Source organism: Tomitella biformata AHU 1821, from assembly GCF_000524475.1.
Taxonomy (GTDB): Bacteria; Actinomycetota; Actinomycetes; order Mycobacteriales; family Mycobacteriaceae; genus Tomitella; species Tomitella biformata.
On record NZ_BAVQ01000023.1, the window covers coordinates 175,495 to 201,944 of the forward strand.

30 protein-coding genes and 1 tRNA gene are annotated in these 26,450 nt (G+C 69.5%); 9 read left to right on the forward strand and 22 right to left on the reverse strand.

The features are described from left to right. Positions 1 to 24 precede the first annotated feature (24 nt). From TBIF_RS09635 to TBIF_RS09675, 9 genes are all read right to left on the reverse strand, one after another. Positions 25 to 1,149, reverse strand: coding sequence for an FAD-dependent monooxygenase (locus TBIF_RS09635; RefSeq protein ID WP_038170546.1), 1,125 nt, complete (start codon positions 1,147 to 1,149; stop codon positions 25 to 27). Continuing rightward, positions 1,149 to 2,804: a thiamine pyrophosphate-binding protein gene (locus TBIF_RS09640; RefSeq protein ID WP_038170547.1), complete on the reverse strand. Its 1,656-nt coding sequence runs from the start codon at positions 2,802 to 2,804 to the stop codon at positions 1,149 to 1,151. The genes TBIF_RS09635 and TBIF_RS09640 overlap by 1 nt, the downstream gene beginning before the upstream one ends. Before the next feature lie 25 nt (positions 2,805 to 2,829). Further along, positions 2,830 to 3,612, reverse strand: coding sequence for an SDR family oxidoreductase (locus TBIF_RS09645; RefSeq protein ID WP_024794607.1), 783 nt, complete (start codon positions 3,610 to 3,612; stop codon positions 2,830 to 2,832). Between the two features lie 13 nt (positions 3,613 to 3,625). Continuing rightward, complete coding sequence (locus tag TBIF_RS09650) at positions 3,626 to 4,384, reverse strand: 3-oxoacyl-ACP reductase family protein (RefSeq protein WP_024794608.1); 759 nt, start codon at positions 4,382 to 4,384, stop codon at positions 3,626 to 3,628. Then, positions 4,384 to 4,911, reverse strand: coding sequence for a cupin domain-containing protein (locus TBIF_RS09655; protein WP_051461454.1), 528 nt, complete (start codon positions 4,909 to 4,911; stop codon positions 4,384 to 4,386). Before TBIF_RS09655 ends, TBIF_RS09650 begins: the two co-directional genes overlap by 1 nt. A gap of 20 nt (positions 4,912 to 4,931) precedes the next feature. Further along, positions 4,932 to 5,714: an alpha/beta fold hydrolase gene (locus tag TBIF_RS09660; RefSeq protein ID WP_038170548.1), complete on the reverse strand. Its 783-nt coding sequence runs from the start codon at positions 5,712 to 5,714 to the stop codon at positions 4,932 to 4,934. Beyond that, entirely contained in the window at positions 5,711 to 6,652 is a 942-nt protein-coding gene (locus TBIF_RS09665) for a VOC family protein (protein WP_024794611.1), read from the reverse strand. The genes TBIF_RS09660 and TBIF_RS09665 overlap by 4 nt, the downstream gene beginning before the upstream one ends. Before the next feature lie 84 nt (positions 6,653 to 6,736). Beyond that, positions 6,737 to 8,257 (reverse strand): aldehyde dehydrogenase, encoded by a 1,521-nt coding sequence (locus tag TBIF_RS09670; RefSeq protein ID WP_051461455.1) that lies wholly within the window; start codon positions 8,255 to 8,257, stop codon positions 6,737 to 6,739. Beyond that, on the reverse strand, positions 8,254 to 9,633 hold the full coding sequence (locus TBIF_RS09675; RefSeq protein ID WP_024794613.1) for an MFS transporter: 1,380 nt from the start codon (positions 9,631 to 9,633) through the stop codon (positions 8,254 to 8,256). Before TBIF_RS09675 ends, TBIF_RS09670 begins: the two co-directional genes overlap by 4 nt. A gap of 129 nt (positions 9,634 to 9,762) precedes the next feature. Between TBIF_RS09675 and TBIF_RS09680 the strand changes: the two genes are divergently transcribed. Both TBIF_RS09680 and TBIF_RS09685 read left to right on the forward strand, forming a co-directional pair. After that, positions 9,763 to 11,775 carry an APC family permease gene (locus TBIF_RS09680; protein ID WP_372435131.1) on the forward strand — a complete coding sequence of 671 codons (2,013 nt, stop codon included), beginning with the start codon at positions 9,763 to 9,765 and terminating at the stop codon, positions 11,773 to 11,775. Positions 11,776 to 11,791: 16 nt separating this feature from the next. Further along, entirely contained in the window at positions 11,792 to 12,292 is a 501-nt protein-coding gene (locus tag TBIF_RS09685; RefSeq protein ID WP_024794615.1) for a nitroreductase family deazaflavin-dependent oxidoreductase, read from the forward strand. Positions 12,293 to 12,311: 19 nt separating this feature from the next. On the opposite strand, the gene TBIF_RS09690 is transcribed toward TBIF_RS09685, so the two are convergent. Next, the gene (locus TBIF_RS09690) at positions 12,312 to 12,797 is read right to left on the reverse strand and encodes a hypothetical protein (RefSeq protein WP_024794616.1); all 486 of its coding nucleotides are present in this window, start codon (positions 12,795 to 12,797) and stop codon (positions 12,312 to 12,314) included. A 16-nt stretch (positions 12,798 to 12,813) separates the two neighbouring features. After that, positions 12,814 to 13,854 carry a DNA polymerase III subunit beta family protein gene (locus TBIF_RS09695; protein WP_024794617.1) on the reverse strand — a complete coding sequence of 347 codons (1,041 nt, stop codon included), beginning with the start codon at positions 13,852 to 13,854 and terminating at the stop codon, positions 12,814 to 12,816. Between the two features lie 89 nt (positions 13,855 to 13,943). Here TBIF_RS09695 and TBIF_RS09700 point away from each other — a divergent pair, with 89 nt between their 5' ends. From TBIF_RS09700 to TBIF_RS25680, 3 genes are all read left to right on the forward strand, one after another. After that, positions 13,944 to 14,387: a hemerythrin domain-containing protein gene (locus TBIF_RS09700; protein WP_024794618.1), complete on the forward strand. Its 444-nt coding sequence runs from the start codon at positions 13,944 to 13,946 to the stop codon at positions 14,385 to 14,387. A 129-nt stretch (positions 14,388 to 14,516) separates the two neighbouring features. Then, positions 14,517 to 15,716: a Na/Pi symporter gene (locus tag TBIF_RS09705; protein ID WP_024794619.1), complete on the forward strand. Its 1,200-nt coding sequence runs from the start codon at positions 14,517 to 14,519 to the stop codon at positions 15,714 to 15,716. A 75-nt stretch (positions 15,717 to 15,791) separates the two neighbouring features. Beyond that, positions 15,792 to 15,938: a hypothetical protein gene (locus tag TBIF_RS25680; RefSeq protein WP_158506331.1), complete on the forward strand. Its 147-nt coding sequence runs from the start codon at positions 15,792 to 15,794 to the stop codon at positions 15,936 to 15,938. 3 nt (positions 15,939 to 15,941) lie between these two features. Here TBIF_RS25680 and TBIF_RS09715 read toward each other — a convergent pair whose 3' ends face one another. After that, the gene (locus TBIF_RS09715) at positions 15,942 to 16,802 is read right to left on the reverse strand and encodes a ribokinase (RefSeq protein ID WP_024794620.1); all 861 of its coding nucleotides are present in this window, start codon (positions 16,800 to 16,802) and stop codon (positions 15,942 to 15,944) included. 95 nt (positions 16,803 to 16,897) lie between these two features. Between TBIF_RS09715 and TBIF_RS09720 the strand changes: the two genes are divergently transcribed. Further along, positions 16,898 to 17,479, forward strand: a complete 582-nt coding sequence (locus TBIF_RS09720; RefSeq protein WP_024794621.1) for a DNA-3-methyladenine glycosylase I — start codon at positions 16,898 to 16,900, stop codon at positions 17,477 to 17,479. 84 nt (positions 17,480 to 17,563) lie between these two features. On the opposite strand, the gene TBIF_RS09725 is transcribed toward TBIF_RS09720, so the two are convergent. The 8 genes from TBIF_RS09725 to TBIF_RS23350 form a co-directional block, all read right to left on the reverse strand. Then, a complete protein-coding gene (locus TBIF_RS09725; protein WP_024794622.1) occupies positions 17,564 to 18,124 on the reverse strand; it encodes a TIGR03086 family metal-binding protein in 561 nt (186 codons plus the stop codon). Between the two features lie 83 nt (positions 18,125 to 18,207). Further along, entirely contained in the window at positions 18,208 to 18,801 is a 594-nt protein-coding gene (locus TBIF_RS09730; protein ID WP_051461470.1) for a glutathione peroxidase, read from the reverse strand. Positions 18,802 to 18,809: 8 nt separating this feature from the next. Then, positions 18,810 to 19,463 (reverse strand): DsbA family oxidoreductase, encoded by a 654-nt coding sequence (locus TBIF_RS09735; protein WP_024794624.1) that lies wholly within the window; start codon positions 19,461 to 19,463, stop codon positions 18,810 to 18,812. Positions 19,464 to 19,563: 100 nt separating this feature from the next. Then, a tRNA-Ala gene (locus TBIF_RS09740) sits at positions 19,564 to 19,636 on the reverse strand. Positions 19,637 to 19,716: 80 nt separating this feature from the next. After that, positions 19,717 to 20,724, reverse strand: coding sequence for a divisome protein SepX/GlpR (gene sepX / locus TBIF_RS09745; RefSeq protein WP_024794625.1), 1,008 nt, complete (start codon positions 20,722 to 20,724; stop codon positions 19,717 to 19,719). Between the two features lie 139 nt (positions 20,725 to 20,863). Continuing rightward, complete coding sequence (locus tag TBIF_RS09750) at positions 20,864 to 21,472, reverse strand: GNAT family N-acetyltransferase (protein ID WP_024794626.1); 609 nt, start codon at positions 21,470 to 21,472, stop codon at positions 20,864 to 20,866. A 68-nt stretch (positions 21,473 to 21,540) separates the two neighbouring features. Further along, positions 21,541 to 22,797, reverse strand: coding sequence for a molybdotransferase-like divisome protein Glp (gene glp, locus TBIF_RS09755; protein WP_024794627.1), 1,257 nt, complete (start codon positions 22,795 to 22,797; stop codon positions 21,541 to 21,543). A 91-nt stretch (positions 22,798 to 22,888) separates the two neighbouring features. Beyond that, a complete protein-coding gene (locus TBIF_RS23350; RefSeq protein WP_038170551.1) occupies positions 22,889 to 23,827 on the reverse strand; it encodes a UTP--glucose-1-phosphate uridylyltransferase in 939 nt (312 codons plus the stop codon). Positions 23,828 to 23,922: 95 nt separating this feature from the next. On the opposite strand from TBIF_RS23350, the gene TBIF_RS09765 reads away from it, so the two are divergent. From TBIF_RS09765 to TBIF_RS09775, 3 genes are all read left to right on the forward strand, one after another. Continuing rightward, the gene (locus TBIF_RS09765) at positions 23,923 to 24,522 is read left to right on the forward strand and encodes a 5-formyltetrahydrofolate cyclo-ligase (RefSeq protein WP_024794628.1); all 600 of its coding nucleotides are present in this window, start codon (positions 23,923 to 23,925) and stop codon (positions 24,520 to 24,522) included. A gap of 150 nt (positions 24,523 to 24,672) precedes the next feature. Further along, the gene (locus TBIF_RS09770; RefSeq protein ID WP_024794629.1) at positions 24,673 to 24,948 is read left to right on the forward strand and encodes an FmdB family zinc ribbon protein; all 276 of its coding nucleotides are present in this window, start codon (positions 24,673 to 24,675) and stop codon (positions 24,946 to 24,948) included. A gap of 137 nt (positions 24,949 to 25,085) precedes the next feature. Beyond that, positions 25,086 to 25,724, forward strand: coding sequence for an SAF domain-containing protein (locus tag TBIF_RS09775; protein WP_024794630.1), 639 nt, complete (start codon positions 25,086 to 25,088; stop codon positions 25,722 to 25,724). Between the two features lie 4 nt (positions 25,725 to 25,728). Here TBIF_RS09775 and TBIF_RS09780 read toward each other — a convergent pair whose 3' ends face one another. Together TBIF_RS09780 and TBIF_RS09785 are read right to left on the reverse strand one after the other, a co-directional pair. Continuing rightward, on the reverse strand, positions 25,729 to 25,917 hold the full coding sequence (locus tag TBIF_RS09780) for a hypothetical protein (protein WP_024794631.1): 189 nt from the start codon (positions 25,915 to 25,917) through the stop codon (positions 25,729 to 25,731). Positions 25,918 to 25,919: 2 nt separating this feature from the next. After that, the gene (locus tag TBIF_RS09785) at positions 25,920 to 26,417 is read right to left on the reverse strand and encodes a MogA/MoaB family molybdenum cofactor biosynthesis protein (protein WP_024794632.1); all 498 of its coding nucleotides are present in this window, start codon (positions 26,415 to 26,417) and stop codon (positions 25,920 to 25,922) included. Between the last annotated feature and the right edge of the window lie 33 nt (positions 26,418 to 26,450).

Here is a 26,450-nt window from a genome sequence, read left to right on the forward strand (position 1 = left end):
AAGGTGGAATTCGGTGGACCGCCGCTAGTGCGTGGGCAGCGGCGTGTGCCAGGCGTCGTAGCCGTACACCCAATCCCCGTTGCCGGCGGACTTGAGCCAGTCGTTCGAGCGCGAGCCCCGCTGGATCCTGTCCGCCCGCTCTCGACGCGCCAGCTCGTAGACGCGCAGCGCCTCGGCGCGGTCCGCGTGCTCGATCAGGCAGCGGGCCAGCACCACCGCGTCCTCGATCGCCTGGCCTGCGCCCTGCGCCATGAACGGCATCATCGGATGGCACGCGTCGCCGAGCAGGGTGACGTGGCCCCGCGACCACTGCGGCAGCGGATCACGCACGTAGAGAGCGGATTTGAGCACCTCGTCGCACGCGTCGAGCAGTCCCCGGGCCTCCGGGTGGAAGCCGCGGTACAGCTCGCGCAGCTCCGCGACGCTGCCGGGCGAAGTCCAGGACTCCTCGGTCCACTCCTCCTGCGCGCAGGTCGCGAAGATGAATATCTCCTCGCCCCGACTCAGGGGGAACACGACGATCTGCGTGTCCGGGTCCGGTCCCCACCACTTCGTGAAGGAATCGAGGCCCGGCGTGCCGGCCACGCGTGCCGCCGGCACCACCGCCCGGAACGCGACCACCCCGGTGAAGTCCGGGTGCTCGGGGCCGAACATCGCGGTCCGCACCGCGGAGTGGATGCCGTCGGCACCGATCACGAGGTCGGCAGCGACGCTGGTCCCGTCGGTGAAGGAGACCGCCGGTCCAGAGCCGGGCCCGCACTCGACGCCCGCCACCCGCTTTCCCAGGTGCAGGCGCTCGGGCGGGACCAAGGCCTCGAGCGCGGCCATCAGATCGCCGCGGTGCAGGGTCAGCTGCGGCGCGCCGTAGCGCTCGTCGGGGTCCGCGCCCATGGGGATGCGGGAGGTCTCCGCCCCGGTGCGGCCGTCGCGGCTGATCCGGAACTGGGGCCGGGCCGCGTTCGCGCGCAGCATCGGCCCCAGCCCCAGCCCGTCGAGCGCGCGGACGGCATTGGGCGTGAGGTTGATGTCCGCGCCGACCCGGGCGAACCGGCTCGTCTGCTCGTAGACGTCCACCTCGATACCGGCCTGGCGCAGTGCGATCGCGGCGGTGAGGCCCCCGATGCCCCCGCCGCACACCGCGATGTCCATCAGTTCACCTCCGGCACGGTGACGGGCGGGGTGAACGGAGTCGGCATCTCCCCGTAGGCGGCCAGGTCCACCTCCACGATCACCGGCCCCCGCAGCGCGACGGCCTCGGCGAGCACCTCGTGCGCCTCTGCGGCCCCGCCGATCCGCCGATACGGCAGGCCCAGCGCCTGTGACAGCAGCGCGAAGTCGGGCGTCACGAGGTCCACCGCGTAGGTCTCCGCCGGACTGCCAGAACCGCTGCCGCGCTGCATGTTCCGTAGCACCCCGTAGCCGCCGTCGTTGCACACCAGCAGCACCAGCCACGGCTTCTCCTGCGCCATGGTGAGCAACTCGCCGAAGTGCACGGCCAGCCCGCCGTCGCCGACGAGCCCGAGCGTGGGCCGGGTCTCGTCGGCCAGGGCCGCGCCGAGCGCCATGCCCAGGCCCTGCCCGATGCCCCCGCCCCGGGGGAACACATTGGTCTTGGGGTCGTGGATCGGCAGGAGCCGGTTGCCCCAGGAGCTCGACGCGATGGTGACGTCGCGGGCGATCACGGCGTCCTTCGGCAGCGCCGCGCGGACGGCGTCGCACAGGACCGCGTGATCGCCGAGGCCCGCGCGCTGAGCGGCCCGCACCTCCTCCCGCACGCGTCGGGCCCGGTCAGTCCACTCGGGGTCGGCGGCGCCCAAGTTTGCCGCGGCCGCCAGCGCCAGGAACTCGCCGACGTCGGATAGGACACCAGCCTGGACGGGGTAGACCCGGCCGATCGCGCGCGCCTCGAGGTCCACCTGCACGTGCACCGCGGGCACCGGCATGGTGTAGTCGCCGGTCTCGTTGGAGCGGAAGTGGGTGCCCAGGGACAAGATCAGATCGGCGTCCGCCAGCAGCGCCCGACCGCCGGGCAGGTTGCCGTAGTTGCCGATGCACAGCGGATGGTCCTCGGGGACCGCGCCGCGCCCGGAGTTGCTGGTGAGCAGTGCCGCTCCCCACGTCTCGAGCAGCGCCGCGAGCGCGGGGCCCGCCGAGGTGGTGCCGCCGCCGGCCCAGATCACGGGCCGCTTGGCCGCCCGCATCAGCGCGATCGCCGCCGCCGCGTCGGGCGCCGGATGGACCGGGGCGGGGGCGGGTGACGACTGGGCCTCGAGGTCCTGGCGCGCGTACTGCAGGTCGATGGGCCACTCGATGCTCGCGGGACCGCCCGGCGCGGCGAGCGCGCGCTGGACGCCCTCCCGCAGGATCTTGCCCGCGCCCTCCGCGTCGAGGATCGTCGCGGCGTAGGCGGAGACGGCCTCGAGCATGCCGAGCTGGTCCTTCGTCTCGTGGATGAAGCCTCGGCCCGAGCCCAGGTAGCGGCTCTCCACGTTGCCCGTCACATGCAGAACGGAGGTGCCCGCGCTGAGCGATTCGATGAGTGAGCCGGCCGCGTTGCCCGCGCCGGTGCCGGTGCTGGTGAGCGCGCAGCCGAGCCCGCCCGTCGCGCGGGCATAGCCGTCCGCGGCGCTCACGGCCGTCGCCTCGTGCCGCACCGGGACGAACCGCAGGTGCTTGCTCACCGCCTGCACCAGCGGCTGGTTGTGCACGCTGACGATGCCGAACACCGTCTCCACGCCGGCCTCGCGCAGGACCTGCACCAGCAGATCTCCGCCATTGCCCTGGACTGACTTCACTGACGACATTGCGCCGTTCCCTTCAGCTGATTTTTCAGACATAACGACCGACCCCGCCATCAACGTCGATGGTGGCTCCGGTGACATAGGACGAGCGCGCGGACAGCAGCATCGCGATCATGGCCGCGACCTCCTCGGCCCGGCCGAATCGCCCGAGCCCGATGCCCCGGTCGGCGGCGATCTCCGCCTCCCAGTCGGCATAGGTGCCCGCCACCCCGGACTCGTCATAACGCCGCCGCCACTGCCCGGTGTCGACCAGGCCGAGCGCGACGGAGTTCACGCGGATGCCCTCGGCGGCGAGCTCGATGGAGAGCGACTTGCTGAGGTTGAGCAGGCCCGCACGCGCCGCGCTGGTGGTGATCAGCCGCGGGTCGGGCTGCCGGGCGAGCACCGCGTTGATGTTGACGATCGCCGCCGCCGGCGACTGCCGCAGGAGCGGCAGCGCGGCGGTGACGGTGTTGAGGACGCTGGAGAACTTCAGGTCCAGCTCATCCCGCCAGTCGTTGAGGGTCACCTCGGACCGCGGCTTCATCCGGGATCCGCCGGCATTGTTGACCAGCCCGTCGAGGCCGCCGAAACGCTCCCGCGCCGCGGCCAGGAGGGCCTCGACCTGCGCGGTGTCGCGGACATCGCACGCGATGGCCGCCAGCCGCTCCCCGCCGCCGAACGGTGCCAGCGCGGACTCTAGCCGGCCCAGGTCGCGGGCGCAGGCCACCACGTTGGCCCGCTCGGCGAGGAGCAGCTCGACGGTGGCCAGGCCGATGCCCGAGCTGCCGCCGGTCACCAGGACCGTGCGGTCTTTCAGTTGCAGATCCACGAGGTGGTCCCTTCTAGTTGAGAACGAAGCCGCCGTTGACAACGAGCTGCTGGCCGGTGATGAATGAGGCCTCGTCGCCCATCAGGAACGCGACGGCGCCGACGAGGTCCGCGGGCTGCTGCGGCCGGTCCAGGGCCCGGTTCAGGCGGTAGAGCTCATGCCGCTCAGCCGGAACCATCGATGCGGACTCCGACTCCGTGAGCCCGGGCGAGACCGTGTTCACCGTGATCTGGTGCGGCCCGAGGTCCCTCGACATCGCCCGGGTCAGCGCGGACACCCCGCCCTTGGACGCGATGTAGTGGCCCAGGCGCGGGGAGCCGTAGAGCGCGGCGTCGGAGCCGATGGCCACGACGCGGCCGCCGCCGCCCGCGATGATCGATGGGACAAGCGCCCGGCTGACGAGGAAGGTGCCGCGCAGGTTCACGCCCAGCACCCGGTCCCACTCGGCCACGCTCAGCTCGTGGATCGCCTTGCCGCCGACCCCGTCCGCGAGCGCCGCGTTGTTGACCAACCCGTAGAGCGGGCGGTCGGCGGTAACCACCTCGGCCATCGCCCGCACCGAGTCCTCCTGCGCCAGGTCCACCTGGACGAACCGGGCCTTGACGCCGTCGGCCCGCAGGTCCGCGGCGGCCGCCTCGCCCCAGTCGGCCCGGATGTCGGCCAGCCACAGGTCCGCGCCGTCCGCGCCGAGGCGGCGGGCGATCGCGAGCCCGAGCCCGCGGCCCGCGCCGGTGACGACGATGGCGCGATCCGCCAGCGCCCCGGACGACATCAGTCCCGCCCGATCCCGTGCATGACCGACGTCTCCGGGTAGGTGGGGATCTGCGGCTTCTGGGCACCGATGATCACGCAGAACAGCGCGTCGGACTCGCCGATGTTCTTCAGGCTGCGCGGCACCCCGGCTGGGACGACGATCATGTCGCGGTAGCCGAGGACGCGCTTGACGACCTGGCCGTCGCGGTGCACGCCGACCTCGATCTCCCCCTCCAGCACGAAGAACGCTTCCTCGACGTCGTGGTGGGTGTGCTCGGGGCCCTCGCCGCCGGCGGGCAGTCGCATGTTCGAGAAGGTGAAGCCCTGGGACGGGATGGTGCGGGTGTCGCCCTCGTGGTTGCCCGTCGCGCCGGAGCCGACGTAGCGGATCTGCGCCCGGCGGAACTGCGGGCCGGCCTTCTCCTGGAAGGCGAGGGTGTCCCAGTCCTCCTTGCGGGACTCCTGGGTGAGGATCAGCGAGTCGGTGTAGGCGGCGAGGTCGCCGTCCTGGTAGGTCAGGTCGGTGTGGGTGCTCTGGCTGGTCATGATTCTCTCCTTATTGGTGATCACTGGAATTCGCGGAGCCGCTCGCTGATCTGCACGAACGACTCGGTCCACGCGTTGAACGCGTCCGGGCACTCCTGGTTGACGAGGTGCCCGCCGCCGCGGATGGTGACGAACACGCCGTTGGGGATGCCGCCGGCGAGCGCCTGGGAGGCGTCCACGCCGGTGACCGCGTCGAGGTCCCCGCACAGAGCCAGTGCCGGGCAGGCGATCTTCGCCAGGTCCGCTGTGTGGTCCGTCGCGGCCATCGATTCCGCCGCGTGGCCGTAGCCGGGCAGACGGATCGACTCCGCCATCAGCCGCGTCGCGGCCGCCACTTGCTCTGCGGTCGAGTCGGGGGCGATCAGCCGCGGGGCCCGCTTTGCGGCGAACGCCGCCGGGCCGAGGTCTGCCAACTCCGCGGCGCGGTTTCGCATCGCGGCAGAGCCCGCCTCGGTGGCGCCGGAGCCGACGCTCGCGCCGCCCAGGATCAGGCTGCGGGTGAGGCCCGGGTGCTTGAGCGCAAGCCGCGTGGCGATCACCCCGCCCCAGGACATGCCGAGCACGTGCGCGCCGCCGTCGCCGCAGCGCTCGCGAATGATTGCGGCGGCGACGTCCGCGTAATCGTCCAGGCTCATCGGCCCCGCAGGGTCCGCGCTGCGGCCGTAGCCCGGCGCGTCCCAGGCGAGCACGCGCAGGTCTGTCATCCCGGCAAATTGGGGGGCGAAGGTGTCCGCACTGCCGCCGATGCCGTGCAGCATGAAGATGGGCATGCCCGCGCCGGCGTCGTCGACATGGATGCTCATGACAGCGCTCCCTGCTCGATGGTGGAACCGGGCCGGTCGAAGGCACCGGCGTCGGGGATGCCCGCCATGTGCTCGCGGACCCGCTGCGACGGCGGACCGGCGGTGCCCCACAGGTCCGACAGTTCGGGGACCCGGCGCCACACCCTGCACAGCCACTGGTCCTCGACGATTTGCGCGATGCCCGAGGTGTACTCGCACACCAGCCCCGCCGGGTCCGCGAAGTAGGAGAAGGTGTTATCGCCGGGGCCGTGCTTGCCCGGCCCCCACAGCGGGGTGATGCCGTGGTGGCGCAGCCGGCCGATCCCCCGCATGAAGTGGTCCACAGTCGGCATCTCGTAGGCGACGTGGTTCACCGAGGCCCACCCGGACTGGTTGAACGCGATGCTGTGGTGGTCGCTGTTGCAGCGCAGGAACGCCATCTGGTGCTCGGACCAGTCGGAGACCCGCATGCCGAGCACGTCCTCGTAGAACCGCACGGCCGCGTCTATGTCGACGGTGTTGAGCACCACGTGCGTGACCCCGACTGGGACCGCGTCGTCTCCCCCGATCTTGGGCACCGCGAGTGTCTCGGCGACGAGCTCGATCACCCGTCCCTCCAGGTCCGCGAACTGCAGCCCGTAGCCGGCGCCCACGTTGCCCGTCGGGCCCGGACCAGATAGCGGGACTATCCCGTGCTGGGCCAGCCGCCGCGCCGCCTCGTCGATCTCCCGCGGGGTACCGACGGCGAAGGAGATGCGGCCGAGCCCGTTGCGCTCCGCGTGGGTGAGCTGCAGCGCGTGGTGCTGATCCCCCGTTCCACGCAGCCAGGCGCCGCCGGCGTCGCCGTCCACTAGGCGCAATCCCCACACATTGGCGTAGAAGTCCGCGGATTCCGCGACGGCGGAGGTGCGGAGCTCCACCGATCGCAGCGAACGCAGTCTGGCAATCGGATGCCTCATGATCGTCTCCTTTGCTTAACCTATTAGTATCTTAGCGCTCAGATATATTCTTATGCGGAGATATCGGGATTCTCGCCCCTCCCGTCAGTCGGCCCAGGGGTGAGGCTGGGTGTCCAGACCCAGGTAGACGCTCTTCTGCCGTGAGTAGGCGGCGATCCCAGCCCGGCCCTTCTCGACGCCGAGTCCGCTCTCCTTCACCCCGCCGAAGGGGGTGGAGATGCTGAACTGCTTATAGGTGTTGACCCAGACCGTGCCTGCGGCCAGCCTGCGCGCGAGCGGCCAGGCCCGGCGGTAGTCGCCGGTCCAGATGCCCGCGGCTAGCCCGTAGACGGAATCGTTGGCCATCGCGACCAGGTCCTCCTCGCCGTCGAAGGGCAGCGCCACCAGGACGGGCCCGAAGATCTCCTCCTGGCAGGCGCGGGCGTCGTTGCCCAGGCCCTCGATGACCGTCGGCGGGTAGTAGGCGCCGCCGCGGAGCCGGTCCTCGTCCGGGATCGCGCCGCCGCACAGCACCCGCCCGCCCTCGGCGCGGGCCAGGTCCACGTACGCCGCCACGCTGTCGCGGTGTGCCGGGTGCACCATCGGCCCCACCTGGGTGCGCGGGTCCAGGCCCGGCCCGACGCGCAGCTGGGACGCCTTGCGCGCCAACGTGTCCACGAACTCGCGGTAGATCTTGCGGTCGACGAACAGCCGTGAGCCCGCGACGCAGCTCTGGCCGGTGGAGGAGAAGATCCCGTACAGCACGCCGTTGACCGCGACGTCGACGTCCGCGTCGTCGAGCACGATGGTCGGCGACTTCCCGCCCAGCTCGAGCGAGACGGGGATCAGCCGCTCGGCGCCGTGGTGGGCGATCCGCCGGCCGGTGGCCGTGCCGCCGGTGAAGGTCACCTTGCCCACGCCGGGGTGGGTCACGATGGCCTCCCCCAACACCGAGCCGCGGCCGGGGAGCACCGAGAGCAGCCCCTTCGGCAGGCCTGACTCGTCGATCAGCCGGCCCAGCGCCAGCGAGACCAGGGGCGTCCACTCGGCGGGCTTGAGCACGACCGCGTTGCCCGCGGCGAGCGCCGGCGCGATCTTCTGCGCGTCGCTGGCCACCGGCGAGTTCCACGGCGCGATCGCCCCGATGACCCCGATCGGCTCATGCACGCTCATCGTCAGGGAGTTGCCCCGGCGCGAGGTCAGCTCGTCGTCGCCGGTCTCGAGCGCCGCCGCGAAGTAGCGGAACGTGCCGGCCGCGCTTGCGACCAGCGCCGTCGTCTCCGCCAGCGTCTTTCCGGTGTTGTAGGTCTGCAGCAGCGCCAGCCTCGCCGCGCCCGCCTCGATCGCGTCGGCGATGCGGACCAGGTGGCGGGCCCGCTGATGCGGCAGCAGGTCGCGCCACGCGGGGTCCGCGGCCGCCGCCGCCCCGGCCCGCGCGGCCGCGTCGACGTCGTCTGCGGTGGCCTGGCCGACGCGCTGGAGCACGTCGCCGGTGGCGGGGTCGAGCACCGCCGACTCGGGGCCGCCACCCCTGCGCCAGCGGCCGCCAACGAGGATCTCGTCGGGCACCGGCACGAAGGCCTGGCCGGCCGCGGCGGTGGTGGGCTCTGCGATCACGGTGCTCATTGGTTGATCTCCTCTAGCGTCTTCTCCTTGGTCTCCACCGCGAAGAGTCCGACTGCGACGGCGCCGATCAGCGCGACCACGGCGAACACCCCGAAGACCCAGACCAGCGAGTTGTCGGTGTGCTGGAGCACCTGCCCCACGACCAGTGGGCCGAGGATGATGCCGAGTCGGCCGCTGGCGCCGCCGAACGCGCAGCCCATCGCCCGCATCCTGGTGGGGTACAGCTCCGCGGTGTAGACATAGAGCGCCATGTTGACCGCGAAGATGAACAGCGCCGAGCCGGCGGCCCAGAACAGGACGTTCACCGCGGAGCCCGTGCCGAAGCCGGCGAGCAGGAACAGCAGGATGCTGGACATCATCAGCCCGCCCGCGATGCAGACGCGGCGGCCGGCGTGGTCGATCATGAGCGCGACGATGATGCAGCCGATCAAACCGGCGACGCTGGTGACGATGCTGTAGTGCAGCGCCGTGGACACGTCGACCTTGAACACCTTGGTGAACAGCGTCGGCAGCCAGGACGCGATGCCGTAGTTGACGAAGTACGCGGTGAGCCACGCGGCGGAGAGCATCAGCGTCCGGCGCAGGTAGATCCCCTTGAACAGGTCCGAGAACGTGGACCTGCCCCCGCCGGCCGAGCCGATGCCCAGCGGTTTCGCCTCCGGCAGCGGCTCGCCGAACTGGTCGATCACCGCCGTCTCGATCCGGCGCATCGATGCCTCCGCCTCCTCCATCCGGCCACGGGAGGCGAGCCAGCGCGGGGACTCCGGCAGCCGCCAGAGCAGCGGGGCCAGCACGATCGGCGCGGCGCCCATCATGAACAGCACCTTGTAGCCGAGGTTCGGCACCACCCACGAGGACACGATCGCGGAGGCAACGAGGCCGATCGGGAAGATGACCTCGTACATCAAGACGAACCGGCCGCGCTTGTGCGCCTTGGTGATCTCGCCGATGTAGCTGGCCGCGATGGGCACCTCCGCGCCCAGGCCGACGCCCTGGATGAAGCGGAAGATCAGGAACCACTCGAGGCTATCGGTCCATCCCATCGCGAAGCTCATGATCGCGTAGATGACCAGGGAGACGACGATAACGTGGAGGCGCCCGACCCGGTCCGCGAGCCAGCCCCCGCCGAGCGCTCCCAGCAGCATGCCGATGCCGCCGATGGCGATCACCCACGCGATGCCGCTGGCGGTCAGGTTCCACTTGGGGACCAGGACCGGCAGCGAGTAGGCGATCATCAACTGGTCGAATCCGTCGAAGAAGGTGACGGCTCCGACGATCACGCGCGCCTTGATGTGCCAGCGGCTGAGCGGGAGCCGCTCCAACCGGGCGCTGATCATCTCTTCAGCGCCGGTCACCTGTGGCGAGGTAATAGTCATGGGGATCCTTAGCCTGTGCTCGAACCAGAGTCGGGGTGACTTGTCTTAGCTCTAAGTCTTTTACCACTAAGATGTAATCTCACACACACCGGTTTCGTCAAGGGTTGATTTTTACACAAGCCTTCTGATATGACTATCGCGGCGGCAGGCTGGCCGTACGATGAGTCGATGCCGCACCTTGCGAGGTCTGCTCGTCGGATCTTCCTCGGCCCCGCGCTGCGCGATGACAAACTCGCCGGGCAATTGCTCACAAAACGTCTGGCCCTGCCCATTTTCGCGTCGGACCCGCTGTCCTCGGTGGCCTACGCGACGCAGGAGATCCTGCTCATCCTCTCGCTCGGCGGGCTGGCGTATCTGTACCTGACGCCCTACCTTGGCGCGGCCGTCGTGCTGCTCTTGGCCGTCGTGGTGCTGTCCTACCGCCAGGTGGTGCACGCGTACCCGAGCGGCGGCGGCTCCTACGAGGTGGCGTCGAAGAACCTCGGGCCGAGCGCTGGCCTGACCGTGGCCAGCGCCCTGCTGATCGACTACGTGATGACGGTCGCCGTGTCGGTGGCCGCGGGCGTCGACAATCTGATCTCCGCGGTCCCCGCGCTCAACAGCTACCGGGTGACGTTGGCCGTCGGGTTCATCGTCATCCTCACGGCCATGAACCTGCGCGGAGCGCGCGAGTCCGGCAAGGCGTTCGCCGTCCCCACCTACGCGTTTATCGCGGGCGTCCTGGCGCTGATCGTGACGGGGCTGATCCAGCTGGCAGTCGGCTCCGCACCCGTGGCGGAGAGTGCCGGCTACACGATCACCCCGGAGGTCTCGGGCCTGACCGGGCTAGCGCTCGTGTTCTTCGCGCTACGCGCGTTCTCCTCCGGCTGCACCGCGCTGACCGGCGTCGAGGCCATCTCCAACGGGGTGCCCGCGTTCCGAAAGCCCAAGAGCCGCAACGCCGCGATGACACTGGTGATCATGGGCACCGCGGCGATCACCATGTTCGCGGGCATCACCGCCCTGGCCATCATCAGCAAGGTCCACATCGCGAGCAACACCTGCGACCTGGTCGGCTTCGCCGGGGACTGCGCCACCGCGCCGCAGCGCACCGTGATCGCCCAGATCGCGGCCGCGGTCTTCGGCGGGCACTCCAACGTGGGCTTCTACTACATCCAGGCGGCGACGGTTCTGATCCTCGTCCTCGCCGCGAACACCGCCTACAACGGCTTCCCCCTGCTCGCGTCGGTCCTGGGCCGGGACCACTACCTACCCCACCAGCTGCACCACCGCGGCGATCGTCTGACCTACAGCAACGGCATCATTTTGTTGGCGCTCGCAGCCGGCGCGCTAATCATCGTCTTCCAGGCCTCCGTGACCCACCTGATCCAGATGTACATCCTCGGCGTGTTCACCTCGTTCACCCTCAGCCAGGCCGGGATGGTGCGGCATTGGACCCGGCTACTGGCCGGCGAGCAGGACTCCGCCGAGCGTCGCAGGATCCGGGCCCGACGCCTGCTCAACGGCACCGGCTCGATCCTGACCGGCGCCGTCCTGGTGATCGTCACCATCAGCAAATTCACTGAGGGCGCCTATCTGGTGGTTATCGCGATGCCCATCCTGTTCACCGTCATGCGCGCGGTCCGCAAGCATTACGACGGCGTCTCGAAGCAAATGGAGCTCGACGCGGACAGCTTCATCCTCCCCGCCGACGTCCACGCGATCGTGCTGGTCTCCGAGCTGAACAGACCCACCGCGCAGGCGCTGGCCTATGCCCGCGTCGCCCATCCCTCCGAGCTGGAGGCCGTCACCGTGGAGTCCGAGGGGACGGCCGCGCTGCAGAAGAAGTGGGACACGCTGGAGGTACCGGTGCCGCTGAAGGTCCTCGAGTCCTCTTACCGCGAGATGACCCGGCCGATCGTGCGATACGTCAAGTCGCTCAGCAAGTCTGGGACGATCGTCACCGTCTATCTGCCCGAGTACATCGTGGGGCATTGGTGGGAGCAGATCCTGCACAACCAGTCCGCGCTGCGCCTGAAGAGTCGACTGCTGTTTATGCCAGGCGTGGCGGTGACGAGTGTGCCGTGGCTGCTCGAGTCGGCGCACCGCCGTGGGCCGCCGAAGCCCAAGCCCACGCCGGGCGATGTGCGGCGCGGGCTCTGAGAACGGAGGATTCGCCATGGCTGAGCACCACAACTCGATCCGTCGCGCAGTATCCGGGACCGCCAGCCGGATGCTGCGCACCCGCTGGCTGGTGCGCGCACCGATCACCCTGTACCGCGCGCGTCTCGGCTTCCTGATGGGCCCGCGGTTTTTGCTGCTCGAGCACATCGGCCGCAAGTCCGGGCAGACCCGCTATGTGGTCCTCGAGGTCATTCTGCATCCGAGTGCCAGCACGTACGTAGTGGCATCGGGGTTCGGCGGCCATGCACAGTGGTTCCAGAATATCTCGGCCAACCCTGCGGTGCGGCTCCACATCGGCAGCCGCGCGCCCCTGCCCGCGACGGCCCGGACGCTGTCGCCCGGCGAGGCCGAGACCGCCCTCGCCCTGTACGCCCAAGCTCATCCCAAGGCGTGGGCGGCCATCCAGCCGGTGCTGGAGCGGACCCTTGAATGGGGCGAGGCAGCGGGCGGAGCCGGGGACCTGCCGCTGGCCGAGTTCACGCTCGACGGCCGCTGACCCCCAGGCCAAGCGCTGGTCAGTCCCGCGGGGGCAGTTGAACCGAAGTTCCGGGGCCGCCAAAGAAGCCCGCCGAGCCGGTGACACTCTGCGGGGTGATCATCCCGACCGAGGCGCGCACGGGCCCGGCCGCCGGCAGGATCCCGTTGAGCACCACATTCGTCCACTCGGTGGCGTCGCCGCGGCTAGTCCGGCAGTGGTAGTACACGTCGTACTCGCCGGTGTGCAGGTCGGTGAAGGTGTGCGCGGCGCTGGGGTCCTCCGCGCTGAGCTCGATGCGCCCCTCGGCCAACGGCGCCGGATGCCCGAACACCGCGATCGGCTTCTCCGCGCCCCGCGGATACACCGCCACACGGCACACGTCGCCGTCGGACGCGTGCGGATAGAAAACGCTGACCGTGATGGATTGCGCCGACCCGGCGGCGGTGATCTCGAGTGCTCCGGCGTCGCCCTCGGTCTTCTCCTGCCCGAGGCCGGTCCGGCCCTGCCCTGCTACGAAAGCCATTACGCCAGTCTAGCCGCTAGGTTGCCGCGGTCGGCATGGCGAGCGTGGTGAGGTCCCCGTGGTCGGCGGAGCGGATCGTGGCCGGCAAAGCGCTCCCGCGCAGGTCCAGGAGCAGGTCCGCGCCGATCGCGCTGGCGACTCCCGGATACAGCGTCGCCATCTCGAAGGACACGTCCGCATCGGGCCCGTTCACACTCGCCGGCACCGTTACGCCGTCGATCGCGATCTCGCCCGGCCGGGCCCCCAGCGCGATGACTCCGACCGGGTTCTCCTCCAGCGCGCGGAGCAGGCTGGTCTTCGCGATGACGACGCGGGTGGTCACCTCCGGCAGCGCGTCGAGCATCGCCCGGTAGTCCGGGAACGGCTCCGCCAGCAGTCGGCAGGGGATGTCGTCGCGGCCGGCCAGGATCAGCCGTAGCTCCTGGCGTCCCGCCGCGAGCACCGCCCGTGGGCTGCGGCGAAGCTGAGGCAGGCAGCCGCGCAGATCGTCCGCGTCCACCGTCGCCTCCCAGGTCGTGGCGGCCGGCTCGAGGGTCGCGAGAGTGCGGGTGGCGAGGCGGTATCGGTCCGTGGCGACCAGGGTGACGGCCTCAGGACCGACCACCACGCGCACCCCGTTCAGGACCGCCAGCCCCGGCTCCCGTGTGGTGGCCGTGAGGACCTGCTCGATGGCCGCGGCCAGCACTGGACCGCTCAACACCGCCACCGTGGTCCGCGGCTCGCTATCCAATGACGCTGTGATGACGGCGGCCTGCTGCTGGGCCGTCGCGGCATCGCCGACCACCTTGCGCACATGCTCCTCCACCAGCCGCTGCGCCTCGCCGGGATCGGCCCGCAGGACCGATTCGACGCCGGCGAGGGGCATGCCGATCTCCCGCAGCCGCCGCAGGAGGACGGCCCGGTCGAGCTGGCCGGGGTCATAGAAGCGGTAGCCGGAGGAGGCGTCGACCTCCGCGGGGACAAGGACCTGGGAGTCGGCGTAGAAGCGCAGCGCGCTCGCCGTCAGGCCGCTCTGCTGGGCGAAGGCGCCGATGGACATCAGCTCAGAATTGGTCACCACGCAATCATGGGCCTTCCACCAGGATGAGGGTCAACACATTTAAGTCGGACTACAATCCTCCTATCGTCGACACCCAGGAGCACGCCATGGCCCGCGAGACCCTCAGCAGCGCCCTCGAACGCGAGCATCAGGAGATCGACGCCGCAATCGAGGCCTATGCCGCCTCGCTCGACCCCGCCGACCTGCGCGCCGCCCTCACCGCCCTACGCCGGCACATCTACCTCGAGGAGAAGTACCTGTTCCCGCCCCTGCGCGACGGCGGCCTGCTCGGCCCGATCTTCGTGATGCTGCGCGAGCACGGAGAGCTCTGGGCTGCGATGGCGCTGATCGACGCCCGGCTGGCCGCCGACGAGGACGCGATCGCCGCCTGCCGGGATCTGCTCGCCCGGCTGGCCGCGCACAACGACAAGGAGGAGCCGATCGTCTATCCGGAGGTCGACAAGATCGCACACGCCGACGCCGTCCTGGAATTGCTCTCCGGTGCGACCATGCCCGACGGCTGGGCGTGCGAGCGTGCCCCGGCAAACTAGCCGATCATGACCGAACTCACAAGACCCCCACCTGCAGCGATCCAATCCGACTCCTCTCGTCCACCATGAGGCCCCGGGGAGTTTGCCTGCCGTTCACCTTCTGCTGTGAGTGTGTTCCACAGACACTCTATGACGACAAAACCACTGATCGCCCCGCTCGGCGCTGACGCCGACCACGCCGCTGCGGCCACGACGGCACCCCCCGCGCAGACCGCCTCGCGGTGGCTGGGCGTCGCGGCGATGCTCTACCTGTTGATCTGCGCCATCGGCGTTATCGGCAACGGGTTCAAGGGCCTGGGCGCGGATTCTGCGCAGGGCCTGTTCGACTTTGCGACCAACCCGCTGGTGGGCCTATTCGTCGGTGTCCTGGCCACGGCGATCATCCAGTCGTCCACCACCACCACCACCCTGGTCGTCACCGCGGTGGGCTCGGGCGTGATGCCGGTGTCGGTGGCGATTCCGATGATCATGGGCGCCAACATCGGCACCTCGGTCACGAGCACGCTGGCGTCCCTCGGCTTCGTCGGCCGCAAGGACGAGTTCCAGCGGGGCTTCGCCGCCGCGAACGTGCACGACTTCTTCAACCTGCTCGCCGTGTTCATCCTCCTACCTCTCGAGTTGCTGTTCCATCCCCTCGAGAAGGCGTCCGGCGCGCTGGCGGATCTGGTGTACGGCACCGCGATGCCCAACCCCGAGAACGCCGACCTCATCGGCATGGCCACCGGCCCGATCACCGACGCCCTCGGCATCAACGGCGCGATGGGCCTGGTCGGGGGAGGCTTGGTTAGCGCCGTGGCGACGATCGCGCTCGGCATCGCCATGATCTTCCTGGCGATGCGCTACCTCGGCAAGCTGCTGCAGGTGCTCATGGTCGGCAAGGCCAAGTCTGTGCTGGAGCGCACGGTCGGCGGCAACCCTCTCGTGGCGATGGGCGCCGGCGCCGGCGTGACCGCGGTGGTGCAGTCCTCCTCCGTGACGACCTCGATGATGGTGCCGTTCGCGGCCTCCGGCACGCTGACGACCAAGCAGATTTACCCGCTGACGCTGGGCGCGAACGTGGGCACCACGATCACCGCGCTGCTCGCGGCCTTCGCGGTCACCGGAGCCAACGCCGAGCTCGCCCTGCAGATCGCGTTGGTGCACGTGCTGTTCAACGTCTTCGGCATCATCATCATCTACGGGCTGCCCTTCCTTCGGATGGTGCCGGTGATCGCCGCCGAGAAGCTGGCGAAGGTCGCCGTGGACCACAAGTCGGTCATCGCCGGCTGGGTGGTGTCGGTATTCCTCGTCATCCCCGCTGCCGGGATCTTCATCTCCACGGCGCTCTAACTCCTACCCGACACGATTTGTTCACCTTCTGTTAACCTTGGAGCCATTGGCACTAGGCCCAGGAGGTCACAAAGCATGGCGAAGCAGCGCTACATCGCACGGGACGACAATGGCCGGATGGCCCTCGCCCACGCCCAGATCGCGATGTTGCCGCAGGACTGGTCGGGGCTACGCGGCAGTTGGGGAAGCCTGTTCCGCTTCATGAGCGCCGCCTCGGCCTGAGCGCTACCGCCACTCCTCGATCTCTACCCTGCTAGGCGCCGACGCACCCTCGGCCCTCGTCGCCAGCGCCCCCGCCACACATCCGAAGCGCAGCGCCGCCGACGGCTCCCACCCCACCACACCGCCGCCCTCCGCCCACGCCACCGCTAAGGCCCCGGCGAAGGCGTCCCCGGCCCCCGTCGTGTCCACCACGCGCACTTCCGGAGACGACGCACGAGCGTCGCCGCCCGGGCCCCGATAGCGCGCGCCGCCCGCGCCGAGCGTCGTCACCACATGCTCGACGGCATGGCTCCCGATCTGCTCCGCCTCGGACTCGTTGACGATGAGCAGATCCACCCGTTCCAGCAACTCGGTCGGCAACTCACGCGCCGGCGAGGGATTGAGCATGACGAACGCGCCGGCGTCATGCGCCGCCCGCGCGGCCTCGATCACGGTGGCCAGCGGAATCTCCAACTGGCACAGCAGTACTGACGCCGAGGCGACGACGCTTCTATCCTGCGCTGTCAGCCCGGCGAACTCCCCGTTGGCCCCCGGCACCACGATGATCGAGTTCTCCGCCGTGCCATCCACCGTGATCGACGCGATCCCGCTCGCCCCGTCAAGAAGCCGCAGCCCCGTGATGTCGACCCCGGCCGCGGACAGGGCATCGCTCATGGTCTTGCCGAAGCCGTCTGTGCCCACCGCGCCCAGGAACGCGACGTCGCCGCCCGCCCGCGCCGCCGCGATCGCCTGATTGGCGCCCTTCCCACCGGGCGCGGTGGCGAATGTCGAGCCCAATACGGTCTCCCCGGGCTCGGGGCGGCGGCCCACGGTGGTGATCAGGTCCATGTTGGCGCTGCCGACGACGACGATGCGAGGGCTCATGTGCCGATGCTATTCGAGGTCAGCCCGCCGCAGCCGTCCGACCCGTCCTCGGTCGGATCCAGTCGTCCGCCGGACGCGAGGGATAACATCGCGCTATGACAACGCCGCGCCCCGATGTGACCACCCATGCCGACGGCAAGGACCGCTGCGGCTGGCTCAACGCCGACGACGACTACGTGCGCTACCACGATGAGGAGTGGGGCCGGCCGCTCCACGGCGAGCGGGAGATGTTCGAGCAGATCACGCTCGAGGGCTTCCAGGCCGGGCTGTCCTGGCTGACCATCCTGCGCCGGCGCGATCACTTCCGCGAGGTGTTCCACGACTTCGACCTGGACCGGGTCGCCGCAATGTCCCCCGCCGACGTCGAACGCCTGCTGCAGGACGCCCGCATCATCCGCCACCGCGGCAAGATCGAGGCCACCATCGTCAACGCCCAACTGGTGCGAGATCTCGACGGCGGCCTCGACAAGCTGATGTGGTCCTTCGCGCCCCCAAGCCGCAAGAACCGCCTCCAGCGCCTCAACCAGGTCCCGGCCGTGACGCCGGAGGCCGAGGCGATGAGCCGGGCGCTGCGCCGGCTCGGATTCAAGTTCGTCGGCCCCACCACGATGTACGCGTTGATGCAATCGACGGGGATGGTCGACGATCACGTGACGCGGTGCTGGCGCGCCTCCTGAGCCATCGCTATCCGCCAAGTTCTCCCGGCAGACCACCTGCGGAGAAGCCACGTCGGCTTGCGCAGAGCCGGCGGCGACGGCCGACTATCCCACCGACCGGCCGAGGAATGCCGCCAGCCTGTCGAGGGCCGGGGCGCTCTCGGCGATACGTCGCGGCTCCCCGAAGCGTCCCGCCCGATTCTGAGTCGCCATCTGCACCTGGATGAAGGCCAGCGCGTGCTCGGCCATCTCCTCGGGGATCCGCAGCTCGATACCCGTTGCCTGCCGCAAGTCCCAACCATGGGTGATCAGGTCGGTGAGGCGGATCTGTAGCCGCTCCGCACCCGTGGCGGTCCCGAGCGGACCAGGGAACTCGCGCGCGAGCACACCCGGCTCCCCGAACGCCCGCTGCAGCGCCGCATTCGACTCGCGGTACGCCCCGAGTGGATCCTCGCCCAGGATGTCTACGCCGCGCTCGGGCATGGGCCCACTGGTCAGCATCGCGGTGAAGACGAGGTTCAGCCCAACGATGTGGTTGACAACGCCCCAGACTGACCATTCGGCGCACGGCGTGGGGCCGGCCCACTGCTCTGGCCGGATTCTTGCGATCAGTGCGCCAACTTCCGCGCTCGCGAGCGCGAGATCCTGCGTGGAATCTCTCTCCATCCGTTCAGGTTACGCGCCAACCTCTTGCCCCTGCCCTGCTTCGGCAGCATTTTCGCGATCTGCCACAAGCCAGCAATCGCGTGCTACTTCGCGAGCTCCGTGTCGATCGCCGAGCGCAACTCTTCGGCATCAGGCATGGTCTGCGGCGCGAACCGCCCGGCGATGGCGCCATCACGGCCGATAAGGAACTTCTCGAAGTTCCACAGCACGTCCGGGTCCTCCGTCGGGGTGCCGCCGTGGCCGCGCAGGACCTCGCGGAAGCTATCCTTGTCCGCGACAGCCGGGGCCTGTGCGGTCAGGGCCGCATAAAGCGGGTGCTGCTCCGGGCCGACCACGCTGATCTTCGACATCACTGGGAAGGTCACCGCGTAGGTGAGCGAGCAGAAGTCGGCGATCTCGGCGTCGGTCCCCGGCTCCTGCCCCATGAAGTCGTTGGCGGGGAAGCCGAGCACGACGAGGCCGCTGGCGGCCAGCTCCGCGTAGAGCGCCTGCAAGCCCTCGTATTGGGGCGTGAGGCCGCACTTGGAGGCGACGTTGACGACCAGCACCACCTGCCCGACATAATCCGCCAGGCTCGCGGTCGCGCCATCCATAGTGGTGAACGGGATCGCCTGCACCGCTGTGGGAACGGCGCAGTTGTCGTCCGCGCACACTGCGGCGTCGGTGTCGCCGACCATCTCGAAGGTCATGGGTTGGTTGTCCTCTCGTCGTGCGCCTGGGTGAGCGCCTGGGCGAATACTGCGGGGTCTTGGGCGCCGGAGACGGCGTATTTCCCATCGATCACATAGAACGGCACGCCGCGGATCCCGTGGGACTGGGCCTGCGCGATGTCGGCTTGCATGGCGTCGAGGTGCTCCCCCGCCTTGAGGCTGCGGACCACATCCGCCCGGTCCAGGCCGATCTCCGTGGCCAACTCGGCGAGGTCCCCGATGCGGCCCACATGGCGGCCCTCGGTGAAGTGAGCCCGCAGCAGCCGCTCCTTCATCTCCGCCTGCCGGCCGAGCGCATGGGCGTAGTGCAGCAGCTGATGGGCCAGGAGCGTGTTGGCGGGCTGCATCCGCGCATAGTCGAACTCGAGGCCCACTCCGCGGGCGGTCTCCGCGATCCGCTGCTCCATGGCGCGCGCCTCTGCCTCGCTCACGCCGAACTTCTCCGCCAGGCGCGCGAAGTTTCCGCCGGGCAGGTCTGCCGGCGCATCCGGCGTGAGAATGAAGGACCGATACTCGACGGCGACCGCCACGCCCGAGTCCGCCACCCCAGCCTCGAACTTGCGCTTGCCGATATAGCAGAAGGGGCAGGCGATATCGGACCAGACTTCGACTGTCATTGCCTCACTCACCGCGGTACTCCCCTCTCGTTGCCGGTCCCGCCCGATCATGCCACTGCCCGCGGATACAAAAAACCCCGGCCGGCACGTGCGCCGGACGGGGTTCTTACTGTGGAGCTGGGGGGAATCGAACCCCCGACCTTCTCATTGCGAACGAGACGCGCTACCAACTGCGCTACAGCCCCGAGGCGGTCTTTTGGACCGCTGAGAAAACTTTAGCAGGCTGATCCCCAACTTCCCAATCGGGCCTCTACCTGCAACTTCACTAGCCCGCTGCCCGCGTCTCATGGCTGCGGACCGAGGACTCGTAATGCGGCAGATGCTCAAATGCCGGGTCCTCGTCATCGGCCTCGAGGACCACCGCGCCATAGCGGCGGGCTTCCCCGGGCACGGTGTGCACAGCACGACGCTCGGCGACCGCATCGCGGCGCGAGCGCTGCAGACGGGCGAGGCGGCGCTCCCGGATCTGCTGCTCCATCCGCACCTGCCGACGCATATAGGCCATGTACGAGGCCAACAGCAGGCCGAACACCACAGCGCCCCACACGAACAGGGTGCTGAGGATGACGGCCCCGAGGATGCTGATGACGGTCGCGCCAGCCAGCCCCAGCATGGTCCGCTGGCGGTTGCGGTTGCGGATGGCACGGGCGGCAGCGTCGGCCTCCGGGTCAAATCCACCCCGGCCGACGCGGTGCACCGAGACCTTGGTGGGGACGTTCGCGCGGATCTCGTCCGCGTCCGTCACAGGCACGTCTTCGGCCGCATCCTCAATCACGTCATCCACCAGCTCGTCAGTCGCATCCTCCGCCACATCGTCTTCGACAGGCTCGACCACCTCCGCGGTCACATCGTCCGAGACAGCCTCGGCAGCGTCCTCGTCGTCGGCCTCATCGCCAACCACGACGGCGTCGAGCACCAGCGTCGCATAGTTCGGGACCTCGTGGGTCTCCGGAGCGTCGAGATCCTCGGACTCGGAGTCCGTTGCTGCACTATCCATCTGAGCCTCCACATGGGCGGTCTTCGGATCGTTCGAGCTGGGGACGAAGCGTCGGGCCTGCTCCTCTTCTGGGGAGGGCTGCCATTGGGGGTCGCTGAGGTGTCCGGCGGCGGGACCACGGCGCACGGGCCGGGGCTTGCCGCCACGGTGCAGCACCCGGGTCTCCTCGGTGGCAGCGCCGGTGCGGCTGACCGGCTTGCGGCTTCCCGAGACCATCGGAAACAGAACGAGGACCCACCCCGCGACCAGTGCGACCCAGATCAGTGAACTTGGCACGTGGCGACCTCCTCTTCGATACCCCTCGCGGACCGCTCCGCAAACACTTCGACAGTTCTCAAACAGGCTATGCCCAACAACGCACTGGGAAGCACAGGCACGCCGCGACTCGCCGGGTTTACCGGCATAACCACAGATCTCACGGTTCGCCGCCAGCCCACGTGGCCCGGCCGCTGCGAATCAGTCTCGAGACGGCGCTGTCCACGTGGTCCTCGATAGTCTGCGCTACCAGGATGTGATCTCGCCACCCGCCGTCCACATCCATGTAGTCACGCAGCAGACCTTCCTCGCGGAATCCCGTCTTGCGCAGAACCGATTGGCTCGCAAGGTTTTCCGGGCGCACGGTCGCCTCGAGGCGATGTAGGCCGACAGTGCCGAAGCAGTGGTCCACCGCCATGGCGACGGCCGCGCTGGCGACGCCCTTCTCCGCGGCCTCGCTGGCCACCCAGTAGCCGATCCACGCAGAGCGCAGCGGCCCGCGCACGATGTTCCCGATGGTCAACTGCCCGCAGTACGCGCCGTCGACCTCAATGACGAAGGGCAGCATCAGCCCGCGCTTGGCCGCGCTGCGCAGCCGCATGTACATCGCCGGCCACTGGCTGGGGCGGTGCCGATCGATCCACGGGTCTATCCCCGTCGGCTCCCACGGCCGCAGATACTCCTCGTCGCGGATGCGGATCCGGCTCCAGACCGCCGCATCGAGGATCCGCACGGGCCGCAGCCGCACCTCGCCACCCGACACCTGCACGCCCGAAAGCGTTGCGGGCCAACCTGGATGATTCGATGGGCGGCCACCGCCCCGATCAGTCACGCTGCTCAGCCACGCTGCGCCAGGAAAAGAACCTCAACCTGCTCGCCGGTGTCCACGGAGGTCACCTCGGGGTCGATGGTGACGAGGCAGTTCGCCTCGGCGAGGGTGGCAAGCAGGTGCGACGAGGCGCCGGCCGCGCCGCCAAGCGCCTGCACCAGGTACTCGCCGGTGGTCTCATCACGCATCAGTTGGCCCCGCAGATAGGCCTTGCGGCCCTCGATCGAGGTGATCGGCGCGACGGTGCGGGCCGTGACGATCCGGCGCATCGGCTGGCGTCGGCCGAGCGCGATCCGTACCAGGGGGCGCACCATCATCTCGAAGACGACGAGGGCGCTGACGGGGTTCGACGGCAGCAGGAACGTGGGCACCTCGTCCGCGCCCAGCAGCCCGAAGCCCTGCACAGAACCCGGGTGCATCGCCACGCGGGCGATCTCCAGCTTGCCGAGCTCGACGAGCATGTCGCGGTAGCGCTCGGAGGTGGCGCCGCCGGCCGCGCCGGCGATCACCACAATCTCCGAACGCAGCAGCTGTCCCTCGACGGTCTCGCGGAACTTCGCGGGGTCGCCATCTGCGATGCCGACCCGATTGACCACGGCGCCAGCGTCGCGGGCGGCCGCGGCGAGGGCATAGGAGTTCACGTCGAAAACCTGGCCGGGGCCAGGCACACGGCCGATGTCGACGAGCTCGCCGCCGACGCTGATCACGGACAGGCGGGGCCGCGGATGCACCAGCACCTTGTCGCGGCCCACCGCCGCGAGGAGGCCCACCTGTGCCGAGCCGATGATGGTGCCGGCCTGCACTGCCACGTCGCCGGGCTGCACATCGTCGCCGACGCGTCGCACGTACGCCCCGGACAGCACGCCCTGGTAGACGGTGACGCGGGCATGCCCGCCGTTAGTCCAGTCCAGGGGCAGGACTGCGTCGGCCAGGGTGGGCAGCGGGGCGCCGGTCCGCACGCGGACGGCCTGGCGCGGCTGCAGGCGGGTCGGCTGGCGGGAGCCCGCGGACACCTCGCCCACGACGGGCAGGGTCAACTCGTTGGGCTCGCCCTCCGAGCCGGTGATGCCCCCGGCCTCAGCAACGTCGATGCTGCGGACCGCATAGCCGTCGATAGCGGCCTGGTCGAATCCGGGCAGCGGACGCGTCGCCACGACTTCCTCGGCGCACAGCAACCCCTGCGACTCCGAGATCGCGACGCGGACAGGCCGCGGCGCCACGGCCGATGCCGTCACCAAGGACTGCTGTTCCTCAACCGAACGCATGCGGCATTATTCCCTTCACAGATCCGCGACCTGCATCGCGCCCATCATTCACGCCCGACCCAAAAGAACCTGCGCGATCACTTCCCCGAACTTACGCGAGTCGCCACGTCAACCACTCGCGCAGCGCCGGGGCGTACTCGTCCGAGTCCAGGGCGAAGTCCACCGCTGCGCGAAGGTAGCCGCCAGGATTGCCGAGATCATGCCGGTGGCCGCGATGGACCACCACATGCACGGGGTGGCCGGACGCAATCAGATCCGCGATGGCATCCGTGAGCTGCAGCTCCCCGCCAGCCCCGGGCTCGATGCGGCGCAGCGCGTCGAAGACCGCACGGTCCAGCAGATAGCGGCCAGCCGCGGCCAGGTTCGACGGCGCGTCCTCCTGCTTGGGCTTCTCCACCATGCCGGTCACGCGCAGGACGCTGGCGGCGCTGAAGTCACCGTCGCCAATCTCGCCGTCCGCCGGGTCCCCCGTGCCCTCGACCGTGAACACGCCATACGAGCTGACCTGCTCCGGCGGCACCTCGAACGCGCAGAGGACCGAGCCACCGAAGCGGCGCCGCACCTCCGACATCGCATCGAGCACGCCGGTGGGCAACACCAGATCATCCGGCAACAGCACGGCGACAGCGGTCTCGTCGTCGCCGAGCACCTCTTCCGCGCAGCCGACCGCGTGTCCCAGCCCATGCGGCGACGGCTGCACCACCGACTCGACGGCCAGCAGCGAAGGCGCGCGCAGCACCTTTGCCAGCAGCTCTTCCTTGCCGCGATCGCGCAGGGTCTGCTCCAGGTCCTCGTCGTTGCGGAAGTGCGCGACGACGCCGTCCTTGCCCTCGTTGGTGACGATCACCATGCGCTGCGCACCCGCCTGCGCCGCCTCGGCCGCCACCAGCTCGATACCGGGGGTGTCGACCACCGGCAGCAATTCCTTCGGCACGGTCTTCGTCGCCGGCAGAAAACGGGTCCCGAGCCCGGCTGCCGGAACAATCGCCGTGCGGAACTGTCTGGCCCGCCCCTCCGTGCCCTCTGCCATGTGAATACCCTAACGATTGAGTGATCGCGCAACAGTCGCGCCGGTGTTGATGGCTCCGCCCAATGCGGTACCACTATAAATAAGGACGGTAACCGATGCCGGAGCACATTGACCCATCGAGCCGAACGAAAGCCGCATGGCGACGCCGACTACTGGACGGCCGTGCAGCCCAAGGAGATCCGGGCCGCGCCGCGGACGCCGCCGCGCTCACCACGCACTTCGTCGAATCTTTACTGCCCGCCGCCGGGACGATATGCGCCTACGTTCCCATTGGCACCGAACCCGGCTCCCTGGCCATGCTCGACGCGGCGGTCGCCGCCGGGGTCCGCGTCCTGCTGCCGCTCACCGGCGCTCCCGGTCCCCTCAGCTGGGCCCAGTACAACTCCGCGGCGGGCCTCCACACCGGCCGCTTCGGCCTCCGCGAGCCCGACGGCCCCCCATTGCCCCCCACCGCAATCTCCGCGGCCTCGCTGATCCTGATCCCGGCCCTGGGCGCGGACCGCCGCGGCGTCCGACTGGGCCGCGGCGCCGGCCACTACGACCGTTCCCTGCCCCTTGCCTCGCCGGACGCGGCATTCGTGGTGGTGGTGCGCGACGCGGAGCTTGTCGCGCACCTCCCCCACGACCCCCACGACGTCGCCATGGACTACGCATTAACCCCTGACCTGGGGCTTGTCCAGCTTGGCGCTACCTGAGCGGCAGCTCCAGGCGGGTCCTCACGGCCTCCCGTGGCCCATCGATCTGGAACAACGGATAGCATGTACGCGTTGGCACTCATGTAAGCCGAGTGCTAGTACACCCTCTGCGCATCGAATTGATCGCGGTATGACCCTGGGAGGTTGCCCGTGCCCACCTATTCCTACGCCTGTACCAAATGCGATAACCGATTCGACATTGTGCAGTCCTTCACCGAAGATTCGCTGACGGTGTGCGATGACTGCGGCGGCAAGCTCCGCAAGTTGTTCAACGCCGTCGGCATCGTATTCAAGGGCAGCGGCTTCTACCGCACCGACAGCCGGGCCGGCTCCGTGCCGTCCAGCTCGTCCTCTTCATCGGAGTCCAGCACACCCGCGCCCAAGGCCGAAAAGCCCGCCGCGAGCACCTCCGCTACTAGCAGCTAACCCGTTTTCCACAGGCCACCGCCCTCTCCACAGGGTGGTGGTTTTTGGCATGTTCGGGCCCGCTCGACCCGCTAGCCTCGGGGTAACTGGGGGGTCATATGTGGGGATCGGATCGAGAGAAATCGCTGGCGCCGCGCTTGGACGACAAGCTCGCGCAACTGCTGCAGCCTGGCTGGGCGCGCACTGCGCTGGCCCGGCGCGCGGTGGCCGTTGTGCTGCTGGCCTGCGCGGTGGTGCTGCTGCTGCGGGGGGATCCCGGCGAGGACCCGGTGCCGGTCCTGATCGCCGCGCATGACCTGGTGCCGGGGATCGTGCTCACGGAGGACGACGTGCGGTTGGTCACCCGGGAGTCCCGCACGGTCGCCGAGGGCGTGCTGACGGACCCCGCCGCCGTGACCGGCAAGACCCTGGCCGCGCCGCTGCGCCCCGGCGAGCAGATCACAGATGTTCGGGTGCTCGGCAGTCCCCTCTCCGCAAGCGTCACAGGCGTCGAGGAGTCCCGGCTGGTGCCACTGCGCCTCACAGACGCCGCGCTGACCGACCTGATCCACGCTGGGGACCTGGTGGACGTCATTGCGGTCGAGGGCGCCGAGGGGGCAGGCGGGTCAGGATCCGGGGTGACCCTGGCGACCGCGGCGCCCGTCGTCCTGGTGCCGCCGCCGACAGGCAAGCAGGCCGCCCGCGAGCGGGTGATCCTGGTGGCCCTGCCCGCGCGATCTGCAACGGCCGTGGCGACCGCCTCGCTGACCCAGGCGATCACCGTGACGCTGCATTAGCAATTCAACCGTGGTGCGGGGGCACGTTCTGCCGCAGCCAGGCATCGGCGTCCGGGTCCTCGCGTCGGGCGTTGCCGCGGGCGCGCTCATCGGAGGTGGTCTCGGGCAGGACATCCCCGAAGATGCGGTCAAGGCGCGCCCGCTCCGCAGCGGACTGCGGGGTCGGACGCGCCTTATCGTCGTGCTCAGCCATAGCTAGTCGTCCACACGGGACAGCTCGGCGATGACGTGGCGGGCCAGCCGGCCGAGCGTCGCCATGCCATCTCGCACCGAGTCCCGCGAGCCCGCGAGGTTCACCACGAGCGTGCTGCCGGAGACTCCGGCGACGCCGCGGGAGAGGCCCCCGTGAATCGAACCGGCGGACAGCGCCGAGGAGCGCAGCGCCTCCCCAATGCCGGGAATCTCGCGGTCCAGCATCTCGATGGTGACCTCGGGCGTGATATCCCGGGGCGACACGCCAGTGCCACCGACCGAGACCACCAGGTCCACTCCGCCGATCACTGCGGTGTTGAGCGCGTTGCGAATCTCCGACTCCTCAGAAGAGACCACCACCGTGCCGTCCACCAGGAAGCCCTCCTCGATAAGCAGTTCGCTGACCAGCGGGCCCTGTATATCACTCGTGTCGCCGCGGGCGGCACGGTCGTCGATCACGACGACCAGTGCGCGCCCCGCGAGCGTGTTGCGGATCTCCATACGCTCCACCGTAGTGCTCAACAGGCCGATCGT